The 19,346-nt window shown below is 42.3% G+C and carries 16 protein-coding genes; 9 read left to right on the top strand and 7 right to left on the bottom strand.

The window, feature by feature from the left end:
• Window positions 1-87 precede the first annotated feature (87 nt).
• The 3 genes from HWQ47_RS23085 to HWQ47_RS23075 are packed head-to-tail and all read right to left on the bottom strand — an operon-like array spanning window position 88 to window position 3,648.
• A complete protein-coding gene (locus HWQ47_RS23085; protein WP_269968338.1) occupies window positions 88-1,095 on the bottom strand; it encodes a dipeptidase in 1,008 nt (335 codons plus the stop codon).
• A 2-nt stretch (window positions 1,096-1,097) separates the two neighbouring features.
• A complete protein-coding gene (locus tag HWQ47_RS23080; RefSeq protein WP_269968337.1) occupies window positions 1,098-2,036 on the bottom strand; it encodes a PhzF family phenazine biosynthesis protein in 939 nt (312 codons plus the stop codon).
• A 1-nt stretch (window position 2,037) separates the two neighbouring features.
• On the bottom strand, window positions 2,038-3,648 hold the full coding sequence (locus HWQ47_RS23075) for a BCCT family transporter (RefSeq protein WP_269968336.1): 1,611 nt from the start codon (window positions 3,646-3,648) through the stop codon (window positions 2,038-2,040).
• 372 nt (window positions 3,649-4,020) lie between these two features.
• Here HWQ47_RS23075 and HWQ47_RS23070 point away from each other — a divergent pair, with 372 nt between their 5' ends.
• From HWQ47_RS23070 to HWQ47_RS23050, 5 genes are all read left to right on the top strand, one after another.
• Window positions 4,021-4,695 carry a helix-turn-helix transcriptional regulator gene (locus HWQ47_RS23070; protein WP_269968335.1) on the top strand — a complete coding sequence of 225 codons (675 nt, stop codon included), beginning with the start codon at window positions 4,021-4,023 and terminating at the stop codon, window positions 4,693-4,695.
• Between the two features lie 26 nt (window positions 4,696-4,721).
• Window positions 4,722-5,102, top strand: a complete 381-nt coding sequence (locus tag HWQ47_RS23065; RefSeq protein WP_269968334.1) for a RidA family protein — start codon at window positions 4,722-4,724, stop codon at window positions 5,100-5,102.
• Window positions 5,103-5,134: 32 nt separating this feature from the next.
• Window positions 5,135-6,076, top strand: a complete 942-nt coding sequence (locus tag HWQ47_RS23060) for a DMT family transporter (protein WP_269968333.1) — start codon at window positions 5,135-5,137, stop codon at window positions 6,074-6,076.
• A 17-nt stretch (window positions 6,077-6,093) separates the two neighbouring features.
• Complete coding sequence (locus HWQ47_RS23055) at window positions 6,094-7,167, top strand: mandelate racemase/muconate lactonizing enzyme family protein (protein WP_269968332.1); 1,074 nt, start codon at window positions 6,094-6,096, stop codon at window positions 7,165-7,167.
• A gap of 603 nt (window positions 7,168-7,770) precedes the next feature.
• Window positions 7,771-8,892, top strand: coding sequence for a hypothetical protein (locus HWQ47_RS23050; RefSeq protein ID WP_269968331.1), 1,122 nt, complete (start codon window positions 7,771-7,773; stop codon window positions 8,890-8,892).
• 91 nt (window positions 8,893-8,983) lie between these two features.
• On the opposite strand, the gene HWQ47_RS23045 is transcribed toward HWQ47_RS23050, so the two are convergent.
• Window positions 8,984-10,936 (bottom strand): BCCT family transporter, encoded by a 1,953-nt coding sequence (locus HWQ47_RS23045; RefSeq protein ID WP_269968330.1) that lies wholly within the window; start codon window positions 10,934-10,936, stop codon window positions 8,984-8,986.
• Window positions 10,937-11,333: 397 nt separating this feature from the next.
• Between HWQ47_RS23045 and HWQ47_RS23040 the strand changes: the two genes are divergently transcribed.
• The 4 genes from HWQ47_RS23040 (at window position 11,334) to HWQ47_RS23025 (ending at window position 15,668) form a co-directional block, all read left to right on the top strand.
• Window positions 11,334-12,542, top strand: a complete 1,209-nt coding sequence (locus HWQ47_RS23040) for a bifunctional alpha/beta hydrolase/OsmC family protein (RefSeq protein ID WP_269968329.1) — start codon at window positions 11,334-11,336, stop codon at window positions 12,540-12,542.
• A 121-nt stretch (window positions 12,543-12,663) separates the two neighbouring features.
• The gene (locus HWQ47_RS23035) at window positions 12,664-13,560 is read left to right on the top strand and encodes a DMT family transporter (RefSeq protein WP_269968328.1); all 897 of its coding nucleotides are present in this window, start codon (window positions 12,664-12,666) and stop codon (window positions 13,558-13,560) included.
• 449 nt (window positions 13,561-14,009) lie between these two features.
• Window positions 14,010-14,918, top strand: a complete 909-nt coding sequence (locus HWQ47_RS23030) for a leukocidin family pore-forming toxin (RefSeq protein ID WP_269968327.1) — start codon at window positions 14,010-14,012, stop codon at window positions 14,916-14,918.
• Between the two features lie 84 nt (window positions 14,919-15,002).
• Entirely contained in the window at window positions 15,003-15,668 is a 666-nt protein-coding gene (locus tag HWQ47_RS23025; RefSeq protein WP_269968326.1) for a hypothetical protein, read from the top strand.
• 40 nt (window positions 15,669-15,708) lie between these two features.
• Here the strand turns inward: HWQ47_RS23025 and HWQ47_RS23020 are convergent, their stop codons facing one another.
• From HWQ47_RS23020 to gcvT, 3 genes are all read right to left on the bottom strand, one after another.
• The gene (locus HWQ47_RS23020; protein WP_269968325.1) at window positions 15,709-16,587 is read right to left on the bottom strand and encodes a LysR family transcriptional regulator; all 879 of its coding nucleotides are present in this window, start codon (window positions 16,585-16,587) and stop codon (window positions 15,709-15,711) included.
• Between the two features lie 200 nt (window positions 16,588-16,787).
• Window positions 16,788-18,050: a D-amino acid dehydrogenase gene (locus HWQ47_RS23015; protein WP_326515413.1), complete on the bottom strand. Its 1,263-nt coding sequence runs from the start codon at window positions 18,048-18,050 to the stop codon at window positions 16,788-16,790.
• Between the two features lie 125 nt (window positions 18,051-18,175).
• Window positions 18,176-19,294 (bottom strand): glycine cleavage system aminomethyltransferase GcvT, encoded by a 1,119-nt coding sequence (gcvT, locus tag HWQ47_RS23010; protein ID WP_269968323.1) that lies wholly within the window; start codon window positions 19,292-19,294, stop codon window positions 18,176-18,178.
• Between the last annotated feature and the right edge of the window lie 52 nt (window positions 19,295-19,346).

Here is a 19,346-nt window from a genome sequence, read left to right as displayed (position 1 = left end):
AAATAAATAGATGCCTTTAATGATATCAAAGGCATCTATAATCTTTTTATCTGCTAAGACAAAGACTTAAAGCTGTTACGGTCTAACTTATGCTGCCCAAACCGCTTTGGCTACGCGCATAAAGTTGCCGCCAAAAATGCCCTCAATTTCATGTTGGCTGAAGCCTTTTTTCATCATAGCTTCAAGTAGTTCATGGAACTGAGCCGGTGAGTAATGACCAATGTCTTTGGTATCATAAGCATTACCTGGTGGCCAGAAATCGGGTCTAGATCTTAAGATCTCACCCACATCCAGATCCATTTTTGGTGAGTAATCTAAGCCCAATCCAACATGTTCAGCCCCGACCAAGTCAGTCAAGTAGCAGATATGTTTTAAGTAATTCTCTGTGGTTGACTCATTGTTACCGAGGAAAATTCCCATTCCCACGACACCGACAAGGCCGCCAGTATTAGCACAGGCCTTGATCTGCTCATCTAAGATATTGCGTTGATGGTCACAGATATTCTTGGGATTTGAGTGGGAGAAAACCACAGGCTTAGAAGATAACGCCATCATATCCATGGTGGTCTTATAGGCAGTATGAGAGCAGTCAACAATCATGCCCACGTCATTCATTTCACCTATGACCTGCTGACCAAATTCGGTTAGCCCCATATCTTCACCATGACAACCGCCAGCAGCCTTGTTATTAAGGTTGTAAGATAGCAGCATCTGACGAACACCCAGGGCGTGATACACCCGCACCATGTCGGCATTACCATTGAGGGCATTGACCCCCTCAATATCGAACGTTACCGCCAGCTTGTTATCTTTCTTGGCTTGGATAACATCGGCAACGGTTGAAGCTAGAATAATATCTTTGTGGGGTGTAGTGGCAAACCAGCGGCGGTACGCTGCAAGCGTTGCCATTGTTTGCTCAAAGTTCATCACATCAAAGCCCACATTGATGCTGATGTAATTCGCACCAGACTCATGCCACTCAATTAACTTATTGAGATCCACATTCGGGCTTGGGAAAATACCGGCGTGCCCATCCCAAACCAGCATATCTTGATAAAATTTCTGGCTATTTTCTAATGAAAATGGAGTAGACATAATTACTTTCCTAGGTCTGATTCGGTAATAAATGGCAGGTGGCCACTAACGGTTTTAATGGCAACGCCACCCACTTGTAAGCGCACTAGTTCACCGTCTTGACTGTTAATGACAGTCTCAATGGTACTCGGACGCTTCATTTCGATGCCCTGTTCGGTGCGAAGTTTAATTATTCCGCTTGGGGTCACTTTATTCAGACCATTTCTAAACAGATAGGCGGCAAGACCAGCGTTGGTGGTACCACCTGCAGCAGACTCATCGACGCCAACGGCTGGGCAGAAGTCACGTAAGTGAGCAACATTGCGCGGATCTTGAGTCTCGTCGCAATAGCAGATAACCGTTTGAACATTGTTGTCGATGCAGTACTTATTTAGTTCAGTGTAATTTGGTTGAATTCTCGCTACCGCTTCAAGGGTTTTAAAAGGAACCACCAGGTGATTAAAGTCGCCACAGGCAAGCTCGATCGGCATATCAGTATTGATATCCTCGACATTGACAGACAGTAACTTAGTGATCTCTTCAGCATCAAAGCTACTTTCTGGGAACTGGTGAGGCACGATATCTAACATTATGACAGCATCGCCTTCCTCGTTGCGTACCACTTCAATGCGTGATGTGGTCTGCGGCAGTTTAAGATCTAGACCGAGTTCACTCTTCTCTGCCCAGTTGTAAATGTCACGAGTCAGCATCTCAGTCACAACACATAAAGTGCCATGGCCACACATAGGGTATTCAGTTGTCGGGGAATGGAAACGAACCGTGATTGAATTCGCATCATAATCACTGATAAAGGCAGTCGCGGCTTTACCCACTTCGAAGGCAATATTCTGTCTTAATTCGGCATTAAGCTCGCCTTTGCTAACGACAACACCAGCTTGTCCACCACCGAAAGGTAGGCTAGTAAAAGCATCATATAGTGAGAATTCGATTGTATTAGCCATGTTATTTTTCCTCAGATTTAGTTTTGTAGTCAACGTAGATGAACTTATCATCAGTCACAGGGAAGTCTTCGTTGAGCATTTTTATAAGGGATACCACCAATATTCCGGCAATGAATACTAAGGGAACAGAGACGATAAGTGATGACACTTGTACCGCAGAGAGTCCACCAATTATTGTTAATGTACCTGTGAGCAACATTAAGATCACCGCCCAGGTTAACTTGCTATTTACCGCTGGCTCGTCATCGCTTTTAAGGCGAATTGATGAAAGGTTTGCGCAGGTAAACGCAGTCGCATCCAGAGAGGTCACCACGAATGCAAATAACAGAATCGCATGCATTGCCACCATGAAACCGCCAAATGGTAGTGTTTCAACAATTTCAAGAACCGTTGCACTGGTGCCGATAGAGGTAATTGAAGCTGCGACATCGAGCACGCCTGAGATCTGTTGATCTATGGTGTATGAGCCGAATGTTATCTGAATAATGTAGACGCCAGCTGAGATGGCGACCGTTGAGCCAAAAACAACTTCACGAATTGTACGACCACGAGAAATCTTGGCGATGAACAGACCTACAGCCGCGGCGAAGCCTGTGTACCATGCCCAGTAAAATACGGTCCAAGACTCCACAAAGCCTGTTTTAGAGATAGGATCCATAAAGGTAGTCATGGAGATGAGGTTTTGAAGCATCTGACCTAAGCTGTTGATCCCCATCTTCAATGCGAAAACTGAATCACCTAAGAGAAACAGCAAACCGACAAAAGTAACGCCGACAACTGCGGTGAAAGAGCTGATAAGCTTCATACCACCATCGAGTCCGCGATAAAGACTGATACCGAAAACCAGTAACCAAGCAGCCATAAGTCCGATCAGTAAGCCGGTAGAGTCAGCATCTATACCCGTTACACGGCCTACACCTTCAAGCACAACAGGGACTGCCAGTCCAAAGGACGTTGACATGCCGCCTATTACACCGAAAAGGATGAGAATATCGATAACTTTACCGACCCAACCATTGGCATTTTTTTCACCAATCGCGACGCTACAAGCTTGACTCACTCTGAATACATCTTTCTTTCTTACATGGATAAAGTAGGCGAGTGTGACAGAAAATGGGACATAAATTGAGTAGGCTACAGGGCTCCAGTGAAACATGGTTTGTGTTAGCGACCATACATATGCTTCATCAGAGAATGGCTCTAGCCCATGAGGGGGAGAGGTATAATAGTAGGAAGGTTCAACAAAGCCCCAAACCATGATGCTCGCGGCCATGGTTGTCATAAAGATCATACAGAACCAGCTTGCTACAGAAAACTGAGCTTGCTCTCCTGGCGCACAGAGTTTGACATGTGCAAATCGACCAAAAGCTAACCAGATTGCCAATATCGATGTGCCAATCATCGTAATGATATAAAGCCAACCAAGTTCAAATTCAATCCAGATAAGAACAGATTTAATTACCTTTTCACTTCTTTCAACATCAAGTAACAAAAATAAACATAACGCAATTAAAATCCCAATTACTGGAATAGTCACAACATAATCAATTGAGGATTGTTTCTTTTTTGTATTCAATTGAGGTGTCGTTTCGTTAATATATTTAGCTGTCATTAAGCATCACTCCAAACATTTAAAGTTTGTGGGTTTTGAATACTTCCATATGTAATTATTGTTCATTGGAAGTTAACTTTTGTTTACGCGATCAAAGTTACATTTTGTTTACTTTGTGGCAATCTGATTCGCGATGGCGGCTATTATTCATTATGTTTAATCAACTTTTTGTGACTTATCGCTCAAAGTCAAACTTGTCTTTTGAGAGTCTCGTATATATAGTTACATTTATTGATGGGTAAGCATCCATCGCTTGCGTTAATTAATTAATTTAAAAGTTAATTGTTTAAATGTTTATTAACTTGTGCTTATTAACATTTATTTAGCACTGTTGTTGATTATGTTTATCTTAATTAGGTGGTGCAGTTAAATATGAAGGAAGTTTTTTTACGTAGAAACCTAGGGTTTACAGAGGAAGACCATAGAAGTCTCCAATGTTATTTTCCGTTAGCCGAGTCTGTCGCCGATCTTATTGGCCCACATTGTGAGGTTGTGATTCACTCTCTGCACAATATTGATGAATCGGTAGTAAAAATTGTAAATGGGCATAACACACAGAGAGAAATAGGTTCTCCAATAACTAACCTAGGTTTAAAAATGCTTCGAGTTATTGAAGCTACAGGCGAAATGGCCCCTAAGAGTTATTTCACCGAAAATAATGAGGGGGGGCATTTAAAGTCAACCACGAGTGTAATTACAAATTCGGAAGGAAATGCAATTGGATTGTTTTGTGTGAATATAAATCTCTCTTTGCCATTTCCTGACATCATAAAAACACTTATACCTAATGCCAGTTTATCCAATGAAGTGTTCAGTACCAATAGCGAAGATACCATATATAGAACACTAAATATGGCCATTACGGATGTAGAAAATGATCCCTCCATTGGTATAAAGGGAAAAAATAGAGCCATAGTTTGGCAATTAATGAATAACGGAATATTTGAATTGAAAGGTGCCGTCAACATAGCATCTGAAAGTTTAGGTATTACTCGTCATGCTGTTTATAAGTATCTTCGTGAATTCCGCTCAACGGATCACATTTAATTAACTAATTGCAATTTGGAAAAATAATGAAAAAAATAATACACACTGAATTAGCACCCGCAGCTATCGGTCCATACTCCCAGGCGATTTCTATCAATAACCTTATCTACACTTCAGGACAATTACCTTTAGAATCTAGCACAATGGCATTTATTCCTGGTGGAATTAAGGAGCAAACTAGACAGTGCTTAGTGAATGTTAAATTTATACTCGAGCAAGGTGGTTCTTCATTATGTAATGTGATTAAAACCACGTGTTTCTTATCAGACATGGAAGATTTCGCTTCATTTAATGAAGTTTACAGTGAAGTTTTTGGTGTTGAGCATTCACCAGCACGCTCTTGTGTTGAGGTTGCTAGACTCCCTAAAGATGCACTAGTTGAAATAGAAGTTATCGCTTTCATTTAATAAAAGTGGAACCGCCTCGGTTAAGAGCGAGTGTGAATTCTTTCGAGGTGGTGACTAGAGTATCTATTGTGCAACATTCAAATTATAAATTTATATTTCTAGCTGTAATAGCCGCTGCAAGTTTTGGCAGCGTGGCTGCATTTGCTCGTTACGCGCAAATGCCTGCCGAACACATTACATTTTATCGCCTATTCTTAGGTGCATTCTTTATGCTTATTTATATGATGACTATGCGTAAAGGAGAGAAGATTATTCACAAACCTAAAGCAAGGACAGTTGTGAATGGTTTAACTCTGGCCGGGTTTATGTTTTTCTATATACAAGCCATGAATTATACCGACATGGCAAATGTCATCATGATTATTTATTTGGCACCACTTGTTTGTGCTGTATACGCCCACTTCTTTTTTAATGAAAAACTCCGTATAGAAAATATTGTAGTCATTGCCACTGCTTTGTTTGGTTTTTGCATGATGATGGAGTTTACCTTAGATTTTAGTGATAGGGAGGATGAAATATACGGCATTTTCTACTCCTTACTTTCACTCGTTGCCTATAGCGCCTTTATGCTGCTGAACCGCAAGCCCTCTTCAGATTCACCCTATCAAAGTACTTTGGTGCAACTGTCTGTCGGCGCCTTATGCATTCTGCCTTTTGTATTGAGTACACCACAGATACCCAGTTTAGATCAGACATTCTGGCTAATCGCCATTGGACTGATCTCAGGTTTTTTTGCCACCATGTGTGCCGTGCAAGCATTGCGAAATCTACCTTCAGTGACCTATGGCACTTTGGCGTATGTCGAAGCCATCGTTGTGGTTGGCTTAGGTTGGGTACTATTTTCTGAGTCTTTGAATGCGCTGCAAATTTCTGGCTGCATATTCATCATCCTTTCAGGGATGACTCAAGGATATTTGAGTCAACGTCAACAAGTAAGTGCTAGTCCTAAGTTAAAAGTAATAGTTGAATCATAAATTTAATGGAGAATACCGTGGGCGATATAACATTATCAGTAGCACAATTCAGACCTGAACTTGAGGGTGATGGTTATGTGATGTCTTATGTCACACAAAAAGTCATCTATTCTCGAATTCTGAAGATAAGCAGAAAAGATGGATTGACCGGACATGGTGAGCTGATCACTGATCCTGGCTATGACTTAGCGACAATATTCAACATGGAAGATGCGCTACTTCAGGAGTTGAAGGATCTTAGCTTCCATGAAGTCTTACATCTTGCAGCTAAACTCCGCGCCAGAGACTGCCGCTATAATGCGCTTTCATTTGCACTGGAAACGGCCTATTACGATCTGCTGTGTAAGTCTGCGAATGTCCCAATGTACTCGGTTTTTGGCGGCAGTTCAGATGCGCCATTGGCTGACTATTTATCACTTTCATGTGAGGCCCCAGAAAAAATGGCCAGCGATATGAGCGTTAGGGCTGAAGGGCGGCGCGTGGTACAGATTAAGCTGGACGGTAAAAGCGTCGATCTTAACCTCGCGCGTATCGACGCCATATTGCCTTATCTCAGTAAGGAACAATCATTGTTGCTCGATTTTAATGGCGCGCTGGATCTCGATACCGCTAAGGTGTTTGCCTCTCACTATGATGACGATCGCTTTATTTGGGAGGAGCCGTGTTACACCTATGAGGAGAACAGGGACTTTGCGGAGCAATCGGGTAAGAAGACCTGCTTTGATCAATGCTTAAAATCCCTAGCTGCGATCACTCGAGCTTGCAGTGATGGTGTAGTGTCGGCAGCGGTGGTAAAACCTTCTCATCTCGGCTCTTTAGCCATCGCTCAAGCTGCACGAGATATCTTGGTCGCTCATTCAGTTCCCTTAAGAATGGATGGAGTCTGGTGCTCGCCTGTTGCCGCCGCCGCCGTGATGCACTTAGCCAAGTCAGTTCCAGAGAAATTGTTGATGACCTGTATTGACTTGGCTACTCCCCTAATTCTTGTGGATGAATGGGGAGGATATACAAAAAATAATGGCTATTTGTCACTTAATGGCTTAGCTGGGCACGGCGTCACTATACCTGAGAGTTTAAATTTTAAACTCTGATGGGTTTGTATCTGCTTGCAGTGATGTAAATTCAGTTTATACCAGGGTTATTTTATGCTGATAACGATATGTCACTATTATTAGTGAGCAAAGTCTAAAGTTGAAATGACAGTGGTTGAGTATAAATAACGATAAGTGGTAACGTAATTAATCAAGCAGTAAATATGTGGACTATTAATGTTTTTATTATCTTTTAATATTAACTATGAAATGTATCTCTGTTTGATTAAAAGTGAAAGTTTATCTATTAAAGCTAAAGTTGTAACTTGGTTGGGCTGAAATTGTAGCTGCGTTGTAACTGGATTCCAGCGGGGTTGTGGTTCTTTTGCAAGTGGTAGTTGATAACTTTTATGTTTTATTATTGGTTGATATAAATAGTGATTCGGATGATGGATTCGAATGTTTATTTTGCACCATAGAATACGATAAAATAATCACTAGATAAGCAATGCCTAACATATGCTGTTGAACAATGCGGCCTGTATTAAGTGTAAACATAATACGGCATAAAAACAATAATAATACCTAAGCTGGAAAATGAAGCCGGCAGTGAATTGGCATAGGCTTAAGTGCTGGTTTAAGTATTAACCTTAAGAACATAAAATGAAAATTAATAAAATAACTGCGTCACTTGCTCTTCTCTTAGCTTCTACATCGACAGCAGCAGTTGCTGGTTTGGGTGGTGGAGTCGAATTTACTTATGATTACAGCGATTTCTCTCAAGAGCTAGAAGATCGTAAAGGTGACATCTCTTTTTCACAAGTGATGCTAACTTTTGATGACTCTTTCGGGGAAAATGATGAGTACGGGGTGTCCGTCAATTACCGTTTGAAGAGTGGCTATGACTATTTAAAGCATGGTTATTTCTGGTATAAAGCGAGTGACGATCTTACCTTTAATGCGGGTTTAATCCGCAAGCCTTCGGGCAGTAACAACCTGACATCCCATAACTGGTGGTACTCTGTAAACTATTACTACGGTATCGAAGATGATTACGGTCTAGGTGCGTCGATGGACTACCGTTACGCCGATGGTTTCCAAACTGAAATTGCTTATTTAACGGGTTCAGCTTATGGCGACGGTCGTGATTTCGCTGGTACGGTTTCGAACGTAGAATATACAAATGCCGACGGTGATGTTATGGCTTACAATTCTACACGCTCTAATACTATCGCCGCTCGCCAATCTTATCGTTATGATCAAGATAACTTCGCGCTATTAGTGGGCGCGTCGGTTGAGATTGGTCAACTCTATGATAATAAAGCTGGTGAAAATGGTGATACTTTAAACTACACTGCATTTTTCGACGCTACTTATGAAGGCTACCAGTTACAACTGCAATATGCCGCAGTAGACTTCGATCAATACGATGATGGTCTGATTGATACTGATATCGTTATAATGGGGCTAGGTAATGGCACTTACGGTGCAGCCGCCAAAGCCAGTACTATTGCAGCTAACCTTTCGAAGAAGATCCCAACGACTTGGGGCTCTATTACCTTCTACAACGATTACTCAGTGGTTTCACCTGACTTGGAAAAGTTTGATAAGTCTTATGTGAATACTACTGGTATGTATGTCAGCTATGGCAAGTTTAATATCTATTTCGATCATTACTTAGGCAAGAATGCGGTTTGGCTAGGTGATGATGGTCTTGGATTGGCTGATGATGCCGATGACAGCTGGAACAGTCGCTTTACGATTGCGATGTCTTACTATTTCTAATATATATTTATAACTAAGATAAATAATAAAAAAGCGGGTTTGCCATTGGCAAACCCGCTTTTTTTATTAAGTGCTATAGCTTAATCAACGATTAAATTGGGTTATTGAGTCTGGCCTGAATGGCAGCTTTAACTTCCTCTTGAGCGAGTAGCTGCTCATCGTCAGCTTTGTCACGCATAAGGTCATCAAAGGCTGTACGAGCGGCTTGTGATTGCTCAGAAGCCTCTAATTTACGCTCCTTCGCTTTCATTGCTTCTTCGCCCAGTCGGTATAGCTCAGTGATGATTTCATCAGGTGCATCACCAAGATCTAAGCTAGATTCGCCTCGAGAAAGTGCTTCTCTGCGTAGCTGCTTCTTGAGTAACCAGATAGCGTCTAACGCTTCACGTTCAAGGTCTGCAGCCTCAATTGCGCTATCACGTAGTAGCTCGAAACGTGCTAGGGCTTGACCCTCTTTGCTCCAAGGATCCACGTCAGGTAGCTCAGAAATGTGGATCACCGGATCCACATAATCATCTTGATGGCTCAAATCAAAAGTTGCGGCTTTAACGCCCGAAATCATCAACATGACTGCAATGACTAGCAAGGGGAGTCCCCCCACAATCGCTGCGGTTTGCAATGTGGCTAACCCGCCCATAAACATCAATGTTGATGGCATTAAGGAGAGGGTAAAGGCCCAGAATAATCGGTTCCAACGCATCGGATCTTCTGTGACATTATTCTGTACAACGGATGCCAGAATATATGAGATTGAGTCGAAAGTCGTTGCGGTGAAGATGATACATAACAAGGTAAATACAGCGATGACTACCGTGCTAAAAGGAAGTTGTTCCAAAATAGCAAAAATAGCGCGAGTAGGGCCCTCGATATTCAAGATACTGATCACATCGAGTTGTCCAGACAACTGTAACGACAGTCCGTAGTTCCCTAAGATCATAAAGTACATTGAGCAGCCGAGTGAGCCAAAGAACACCGCACCTGCGACCATGCCTCTGATGGTTCTTCCGCGAGAAATTCGAGCAACAAACAGACCCATACTTGGCGCAAAGACCAACCACCACGCCCAGTAGAAAATGGTCCAATCCTGTGGGAAATGAGTATCTTCAAATGGACCCATGCCACCAAAAGGTTCTGCCCAAGTTGCCATAACGAAGAAGTTAGATAGCATACGGCCGATTGAATCCAGACCGGTTTCTAGCATAAAGATGGTAGGCCCACAAACAAGTACAAAAGCTAATAAGGCTAATGCGCCCCAAAAGTTAATGTTACTCAGTACCTTAATACCTTTGTCCATACCTTGATAAGAGGAGTAGGCAAATAATGCGGTACATAACATGAGTACACCAATTTGACTGCCGGTCGTTGCCGGAATGCCAAATAGATAACTTATTCCCTCATTAATCAGTGGAGCAGCTAAACCTAAAGTGGTTGCAGCGCCGCCTAATAAACCAAAAATAAACAGGATGTCGATGAACTTACCTAACTTACCAACACTATTGGCTTCACCAATCACAGGCATCAATGCCGCTGAAACTTTGAGTACAGGTTGTTTGCGAACATAGAAGAAGTAGGCGATAGGGATCGCTGGGATCATATAGATACACCAGGCAATGGGTCCCCAATGGAAAAGACCATAGGTCGCAGCCCAACGAATCGCTTCTTCACTGCCAGCTTCTAGTTGGAAAGGTGGGTTTTGGTAATAATAGGCCCACTCAATGGTTCCCCAGTACAAAATACTGGCTCCGATGCCACCACAAAAAAGCATGGCGGCCCAAGAGGCAAGGGCAAATTCAGGTTTCTCATCTGGATCCCCCAACTTGATCTGACCAATATCAGAAAAAACGATGTAAATCATAAAGAAAAATGCAGATAAGCCTAAGCCTAAATAGGCGAAACCTAATTTGTCAGTCATAAACGTTTTTGCTACAGCAATCCACTCAGCCCCCTCTTCAGGGAAAATAATTAAGGGGATGACCACGGCGAAAAGGAGCGCTAATGCACCAAAAAATGTTTGTTTATCGATGAGTTCAAAGTGTTTTTTCATTTTTTTATTATCCATAACAACTGAAAACATTATTGAGAGAATATGCACTACAAAGAGTTCCCTTATCTTGAAGAAAGACAGGGGTTGGACTTATGTTAATGCTTAAGTTTATTAGAGTTGCGTATTCTGAAGTGCTAGGTGTGGTTTGTTTACCTAAGTTCTTAGTAATGTAATGTAAATTTTATATAATTTAATGTGAATTGTGATTTTTGTCGACAGACTTATATCTAGATTAAGCCTGAAGTGTGATGCGTATCTGATAATCTAAAGTCTTTGAGGTAATGTACCAATAGGAAAGCTTTTACTGTTTGGTCAGGTCTCATATTGAGTCATGTCGTAAGCTTCACTTACATACTCTAAATGTCCGATAAATTGCCCTTACTACGAGGTTATTAAGATGAGAGAAAAAATCGAGTTTCCCAGTCAAGGTGTGATCTTAGCTGGCTTGTTAGAGCGGCCCGTTGGAGAGATAGGCGCTTATGCGCTTTTTGCTCACTGCTTTACCTGTGGTAAAGATATTGCCGCAGCCTCACGGATCTCCCGTGCACTGGTTCAGCAAGGAATTGCCGTCCTCAGATTTGATTTTACCGGCTTGGGTAATAGTGATGGTGACTTTGCTAATACTAACTTCTCCTCCAATCTTGATGATCTTAAAGCAGCAGCTGATTTTTTAAGGGATGAATATGACGCGCCGCAGTTACTTATTGGTCATAGCTTAGGCGGAGCTGCAGTGTTAGCCATTGCCAATCAGATCCCTGAAAGCAAGGCGGTTGTGACCATCGGGGCTCCTGCAAGTCCTGAGCATGTAGAACATAACTTTGCTGCTTCAATGGATGAAATTAAGTCCCAGGGGCTAGCACATGTCAATTTAGGCCCCCGACAATTTACCATTAAAAAACAGTTTATAGATGATCTGGCACAACATGCTAAACAGGGTTTTACTTTGGATAAAAAAGCCCTACTAGTGATGCACTCGCCCGTTGATGATACGGTTTCTATTGATCAGGCGGAAAGTATATACACTCAGGCAAAACACCCTAAAAGCTTCGTAAGTTTAGATTCAGCCAATCATCTGTTAACCAATAAAGTTGATGCAGATTACGTCGCCAATGTGATTGCCAGTTGGAGCAGTCGTTATCTGGACTTTTCAATTTCTCCTCGGTCGTTGCAAAAGGTTGCCTCAGGACACCTTCTAGTTGAAGAACGAGATCATAAGTTTACTCAAACCATCATTAGCGATAGCCATACATGGCTGGCTGATGAGCCCTTAGAGGTTGGAGGTAAAAATCTGGGGCCAGATCCCTATGAGCATCTACTAGCTGCACTTGGTGCATGTACCTCCATGACAATGCGTATGTATGCGGAGCGAAAAAAGTGGCCATTACAAGATATTAAGATAGATCTTACTCATAATAGAACATATATACAGGACTGTGAGAATTGTGAGTCAGGCAAGGGGCAGTTAGACACGTTAACTCGAGAGATAGAGTTGATCGGTGATCTCAGTAATGAGCAAAAACAAGCCTTGTTGGCTATTTCGGAAAAGTGTCCGGTTCATAAGACGTTACACAGTAAATTAGTGGTGACTACTGAACTTAAGAACTGAATAAATTCAGTTTATGATGTTGATTGTTGGCAGGAATTTTCGTTCAAATATTTGTATCTGCAGATACTTAACTATGTGTCAGTAATTTATTTTAGTCATTTTTTATAGGATCAATCTTGTGATGAATCCAGCTAAGTTAAAAATCCTGTTGGCGACTGGTTTTGCATTATTAGCATTCGCTGGTAACTCAGTCTTTTGTCGTCTGGCGTTAGGTGATGAAGCCATTGATGCTGCAAGTTTTACCGTCATTCGGTTGCTGTCTGGGATCTTAGTGCTAGTGATTATCTTGTTACTGGCTAAGTTTATCCAGCAAAGGCAATCGTCTACTGTACTAGGTGGTAATCAAGCCAAGGGATCTTGGTTAGCTGGTTTTTTACTCTTCCTCTATGCGGTGACTTTTTCATATGCTTATGTTTCTCTCGATACAGGGATCGGTGCGTTAATCCTGTTTGGTGCGGTGCAGATCACGATGATCTTGATAAGCATATTTTCAGGTAATCGGTTGCATTACCTTGAGTGGACTGGAGTTGTGATCGCTTTTAGCGGATTTGTTTATTTAGTGATGCCGAGTCTAAGCACGCCATCAATGACAGGCTTTATCTTAATGACTATTTCAGGCGTTGCGTGGGGCGTATACACCGTAAGAGGCAGGGGATGTACAGATCCAATCTCAGATACGGCTTATAATTTTATGAGAACATTACCTTTTATCGCTATTTTGCTTCTTGTCACAATTCAAAATGCTAACCTGTCTCAAGCGGGTATAATGTTGGCGGTGATGTCAGGTGCGATAGCCTCTGGGGTTGGTTATTCAGTTTGGTATTTTGCCATTAGAGGCTTGTCGGTAACACAAGCGGCAGCAGTGCAACTTCTAGTGCCAATTATCGCTGCCATTGGTGGCGTACTCTTCGCTAATGAAGTCGTGTCACAGCGTTTGGTTATCGCCTCATGTATGGTATTAGGCGGGATCATGCTGCTGGTATTGGGACGCTCTTATCTTAATCGAACTTCCGCCTAAAATAGCGTAACAGAATCACTGCTTCTGTTATATTGGTAGCCTCTTTTTTACCCCTGTTGAATTATGAGTAAATACTCAGTTTAATCCTCTCTTCCCAAATTCCAATATCCAGCGACTGAGAAAGTGACTTGACTCGTATTAGCGGAACTTGCCATTCAGCTCGCGCTATTCGAACTAAATGACTTCTACCGTCTCGATTTTGAGATTTATGTTCCTATTTTTGATCATTCTAGAAGTCAATATAGTCATGTATGGTGTTTTTGAGGTCTTTACCGTTGAGTAAAGCATCTTGAAAGTTGAATTTATATTCAGCTGAAAATAGAGGGGAGAGTCAGTTGGTTTATATTAAGCCATGAGGTTTTATGATTCCCAATACCCCCAGCTCAAAGTCTAAAATCGCCAGCAGCCCTATTCTTGGGTTGCTGACTCACTATATGGGAAATATGAGAATGAAGAAGAGACAACTATATACTGCAATTCTACTTGGCCTCTGTGGAACTGCTAGTGCTGCACATGCTGAAGATACTTTGAAAGCTTACACTTCAAGTTTACTTGAGCTAGATGATGCTGATGCAAGAGCCAAAAAGATTCGATTAATCTATACAGTGCAAAATGTTTGGAATCAATCTCATGTGCCGACAGGGGTTAAAGAAGTTAAGTTGATACTTAAAGGGGGCTCAGGTTTCGATATGACTAATGTTCCCTCTAAGGCGACCATGTACGAATATACTTATGGAGGAGATTATCGCTACTCGGTACCAACGGCTTTTAAACTCAAAGTGGCTTATGTAAGTGGCTCCCCCTTAAGGCATATTAATCATGCGCCAGCAAACTCCATTGCCACAGCGAGTGTGAGCGAAGCGATAGGTTTTAATTTAGGCTTTACGGCTGGGCAATCGCCAACTATAGGTGGAGGAGTCGATTGGAGTCATCGTGTGACTTATGATCAGGCGGAGTTTGAAACTGTTGCTGACTTTAGTCAAAACAACGATACCATAAGCTGGAACATTGAGAATAAAACCATTCGTAACAACACCCCGCCTAAAAACTGGTTATTGTCGAGTTGGACTAGCTGCAATGCAGGTAATTTAATTGACAAAAATCAGCTACCAGTAGTGATGAGATCAGACTTTAAACCTGAGGCTGCGGTGGTTTATAGAAAAAATGTCTTGGAAGATGGTCAAACGAGTACTCGATTTAATTTATATGCAGGTTGGAGAAAAACTGATTATTACTATGGCCGAGATTGGTGTACTTGGTACACAGATTTTACTTGGAAAAACCATAATGATAGCAGCAGTTGGACCCAGATTAACCGTCAGGTTAACGTGAGCTGGGCTAATAATTTATACATCTAGTCTATTAGTATAAGACTCTCTATCGGTACGGGTTAGATCTTTGTCGATAGAGAACATATCTTCATCGCAAGAGGAGGAAAAGTGATGCAACCAGTTAAATTGTTGCTAGGAACCGCATTTCTGGGAAGTTTTTTAGTTGTGGCTTATCAGTATCTACCCAGTTCGAGTGAACATCAAGTTAAGGATGAACAGAGGTTAATAAGTACTGAAGAGGTGTTCGACCTTGACAGCCCTCCGGTCCCCAGTGTTGTTAGACAGTTGACTTCAAATGTTCAGTCTCGAGACGTTGATATTGAACCAGTCAAAGAGAGTAGCTGGTTATCTGAACCTATTAATGAATTTAGTACTGAGCTTTATGAGTTTATTGAAGCTGAGGGTATTAAGTATGTAAATACGGTTAATTATCCATTTGATAGTGAAACTGAAAGTGAGTTAGCAAGAATTTCAAAGTCTGGTGATATTTTACTTTTTGATAATACGGAGCCTGAGTACTTAGCCAGTATTGGCGTGAGTCATATGGATATTGTCTCCGACTACTTTGGCACTGCGAGTGAAGGAGATGCCCTTATCGCGAGTGGAGTAAAAAACCCCGATGGCGGGATACATTATCTGGTGCTGCCCATTAGCGATAAAGGGGATAAGAAAGTATTTGTGGAGGATGTTAAACTTGCCGTTTCTCTCTTCAAAGCCGAGCAAGCGAAGTTAATAGAACCCAGTAATAATGAGCCAACTGCCTCCACCAATCCTTAGTCACACCTGTGGTCAGATTATCTGACCACACTTTTTCTACTTAGCTTGGTTTAGCTAACTTTTTGGCCAAATAATCTATTAATAGTCGGGTTCGATAGGGGACCGGTTTACTTGGCCAGAGCAAATTTATTAAGCGATGTTGCGGCTTATACTGAGGTAATAGTGTGACTAATTCCCCCTTCAATAACTCCTCTTTGATATAGAGTTTGGCTAAATAACCGACGCCATGACCAGCTAAAGTTCGACTAATACACAGTGAAACATCATTAGAGAGAAAGTCACCCTGAGGATAGTAGTCGACTAATCCCGTTTTAGTTGATGTGAATTGCCAGTTACGAATGGGCGAGAAGATAATTTTCGGCAATACATCTAGCTCGCTTAAGGTATTCGGTTGGCCATACTCCTCAATTAACTTAGGCGATGCGACTAAGATATATTCCGCTTTACCTATGGTTTTACAAATAAAGCCTGAATCTTCTAAATCGCCAAAACGCATGGCAAGATCAAACTGTTTCTGGTTGAGGTTGCAGCGCTCATTACTCAGGTCAAAATTCACCATTATATCCGGATGTTCATTAAAGAATTCATCGAAAAATTTTTCGCTAAATAATCGAGATATGAAGTTGGTTGGGGCAACAAACATGACGCTGCCTTTATCACAGTAGTTCTTTACTTCCAAGGAACTGAGAAGTTCCTCTAAATGTTCAATTGAGGGCTGACAAGCACTTAAGATCTCATTACCTGCCAGAGTGAGTGTTAATCCATTCTTATCACGAAAAAATAAACTTGTGCCTAAGCTCTTTTCCAATTGATTGATTTTACGACTTATGGTGGCCAACGAGAGTCCTAGTTGATTCGCTGCATCGTTGAATGAGTTGAAGCGGCAGATTTTGACGAACAGTGAAATATCATTAAGCACGAGATAACCTCCTAGATGGAAAACATGTGTTCCGACGGAGAAAAAACAGGTAGTGAGCTAATCGGAGAGGTTATTTGGTCTGAGTTTACGTGTTAAACACTCCTACTACATCGTGTGTTACTTTTATCATTTCTAATCTAAATCTATCATTTCTAATCTATCTTTTACCATGTTAATAAGATGATGAGATTATTTGGAGGTTAATAGCGATAGATATCTAGCCCTTTAGGATCGATATCCGGTATTAGGTTACTGATTAGATCCGCGAGTAATTTTCCTGAGCCACAGGCCATAGTCCAGCCAAGGGTGCCGTGTCCTGTATTGGTAAATAAGTTTGATATAGGTGTTTTACCAATAATTGGCGTGCCATCAGGGGTCATAGGCCTGAGTCCTGTCCAAAACACGGCTTGCTCCATGTCACCACCCTGTGGGAACAGATCATTGACGACCATAGCGATGGTCTCTTTTCGCTGCTGGCTTAAATCGAGATTATATCCCGAGAGTTCAGCCGTGCCAGCGACACGAATACGTTGATTAAAGCGGGTGATGGCGACCTTATAGGTTTCATCCATCACAGTAGATACAGGAGCGCGCTCGTTATTAAGTACAGGCAAAGTTAATGAATAGCCTTTTACGGGATAGACGGGAATAGATAAGCCTAATGGTTGTAATAAGGAGGCTGAGTAACTGCCCATTGCGACCACATAAGCCTCAGAGCTGAGCTCACCTTCGTTGGTCGATACTGAACTTATTTTACCATCCATCAGGTTGAGGCCTAGGATTTCAGTGCCGAATTTAAAAGTAACGCCAGCTTGTTTCGCTAAGGTGACTAATTGCTGACAAAACAGATAACAATCACCGGTTTCATCATCCGGTAGGCGCAAGCCTCCTACAATCTTGTCTCGTACATTGGCTAATGCTGGCTCTGCTTGAATACAAGCCTCGACATCGAGCTCTTGGTATCGGGTGCCACTCTCTTGAAGCAGCTTGATATCTTTGGCCACCGCGTCTATCTGGGCATGCTGCCTAAACACTTGTAAAGTACCTAGCTGACGCCCCTCGTAATCGATGGCATGATGTTGTCTCAGCTCAATTAAACAGTCGCGACTATAATTGGCCACGCGCAACATGCGTGACTTATTCACTTGATAACGGGCTTGATTGCAGTTAGCCAACATTTTACTTGCCCAAGAAAAGAGTTCTGGTGAAATGCAGGGTTTAATTTTTAACGGTGCGTGTTTTTGAATCAACCACTTTAACGCTTTGGTGGGTATTCCAGGTGCAGCCCAAGGGGAGGAGTAACCGTAAGATATCTGACCGGCATTAGCAAAACTGGTCTCCTTAGCACTGTGTTGCTGACGCTCTATGACTGTGACCTCATGACCTGCTTGTGCCAGATACCAGGCCGACGTTAAGCCTATTACTCCCCCACCAAGTACTAAAACCTGCATATAATTCCTTATTGATAGAGAGACTCTTTTAAGATTGAACTCATTCCCCTTATGCCACTCAATTGAGAAGTCGGGTGCAGAAGGTGGATTTTGGTTATGCTCAATTGGGTCAACTTAATGCCCTCATACAGGACTAACTAACCTCGAAAATATCTCTGCTCGACGAAAGGCATTTTGGCAATTTGCATTGGTAGCATCTTCCCTCTGACCTCTGCAAAAATCTCTGTATCTAAGCGTGCATAGTGAGTTGCGACATAGCCCATGGCAACTGGAAATCCACAACTCGGCCCTGCTGTGCCACTGGTGACGACACCAATTTTGTCTCCTTCGGCATTGAACAGCTCAGCTCCTTCACGTACTGGCGCCCTGCCAAGTCCTTTCAAGCCGACACGTTTACGGCTGATATCTTTCGTGGCAAGTTGGTCGAGTATGATCTCTGCGCCAGGAAAGCCGCCAGCACGCAGACCGTCAGAACGGCGATTTTTACTGATGGCCCAGAGTAAACTGGCTTCGACAGGTGTGGTAGTTGTGTTGATATCATGGCCATATAAGCAGAGTCCAGACTCGAGTCTAAGGGAATCCCTAGCGCCTAACCCTACCCACTCAACTTCAGCTTCAGCGAGCAGAAGTCGCGTTAATCGTTCGGCGTGCTCGGCGGGAATAGATATCTCAAAGCCATCTTCTCCTGTGTAACCCGCTCGGCCAAAAATACACTCTACGCCAGCGAAATTGAGCACTTTTGAGTCCATAAATACCATGGCTGCAGATTCAGGAATATGCCTTGCCATGACATTGACGGCTAAGGGGCCTTGCAGTGCTAATAGTGCTCTATCTTCTAAGACTTCAAGGGTAACATCTTCAGGTAAATTAGTGCGTAGATGGGCGATATCTTGGGCTTTACAGGCCGCATTTACGACCACGAAAAAATGATCGCCTAGATTACTGACCATAAGATCGTCTTGTAATCCACCTTGTTCATTGGTGAAAAGTGCGTAACGTTGCTTACCTTGAGGCAGGTCAATGATATCCACCGGAACCAAGCTCTCTAGAAATTTGGCAGCACCAGTGCCGTGCAGCCTAAGTTGACCCATATGAGAGACATCAAATAGCCCTGCGGCAGCGCGAGTATGTAAGTGTTCTTTTTTGACGCCTAGAGCGTACTGAACAGGCATATCATAGCCTGCAAAAGGCACCATTTTAGCGTCAGCTTCTAGGTGTAAATGATAACAAGGGGTCTTTTTTAGTGCTTGTGTCATGCTCAACTCCGTAAACCGCCCTGATCAATCAGGGCGGTTATATTTATGACAA

This window comes from Shewanella sp. MTB7 (assembly GCF_027571385.1).
GTDB lineage: Bacteria > Pseudomonadota > Gammaproteobacteria > Enterobacterales > Shewanellaceae > Shewanella.
Note: the sequence above shows the minus strand (reverse complement) of the source record. Positions and strands in the feature narration are given on the sequence as shown.

What these genes read in the sequence shown, in the direction of transcription:
- HWQ47_RS23025 (WP_269968326.1), top strand. Translation starts at nt 15,003, where the DNA reads ATGCAACCAGTTAAATTGTTGCTAGGAACCGCATTTCTGGGAAGTTTT.
- HWQ47_RS23080 (WP_269968337.1), bottom strand. Translation starts at nt 2,036, where the DNA reads ATGGCTAATACAATCGAATTCTCACTATATGATGCTTTTACTAGCCTA.
- HWQ47_RS23040 (WP_269968329.1), top strand. Translation starts at nt 11,334, where the DNA reads ATGAGAGAAAAAATCGAGTTTCCCAGTCAAGGTGTGATCTTAGCTGGC.
- gcvT (WP_269968323.1), bottom strand. Translation starts at nt 19,294, where the DNA reads ATGACACAAGCACTAAAAAAGACCCCTTGTTATCATTTACACCTAGAA.
- HWQ47_RS23050 (WP_269968331.1), top strand. Translation starts at nt 7,771, where the DNA reads ATGAAAATTAATAAAATAACTGCGTCACTTGCTCTTCTCTTAGCTTCT.
- HWQ47_RS23075 (WP_269968336.1), bottom strand. Translation starts at nt 3,648, where the DNA reads ATGACAGCTAAATATATTAACGAAACGACACCTCAATTGAATACAAAA.
- HWQ47_RS23030 (WP_269968327.1), top strand. Translation starts at nt 14,010, where the DNA reads ATGAAGAAGAGACAACTATATACTGCAATTCTACTTGGCCTCTGTGGA.
- HWQ47_RS23085 (WP_269968338.1), bottom strand. Translation starts at nt 1,095, where the DNA reads ATGTCTACTCCATTTTCATTAGAAAATAGCCAGAAATTTTATCAAGAT.
- HWQ47_RS23045 (WP_269968330.1), bottom strand. Translation starts at nt 10,936, where the DNA reads ATGAAAAAACACTTTGAACTCATCGATAAACAAACATTTTTTGGTGCA.
- HWQ47_RS23065 (WP_269968334.1), top strand. Translation starts at nt 4,722, where the DNA reads ATGAAAAAAATAATACACACTGAATTAGCACCCGCAGCTATCGGTCCA.
- HWQ47_RS23035 (WP_269968328.1), top strand. Translation starts at nt 12,664, where the DNA reads ATGAATCCAGCTAAGTTAAAAATCCTGTTGGCGACTGGTTTTGCATTA.
- HWQ47_RS23070 (WP_269968335.1), top strand. Translation starts at nt 4,021, where the DNA reads ATGAAGGAAGTTTTTTTACGTAGAAACCTAGGGTTTACAGAGGAAGAC.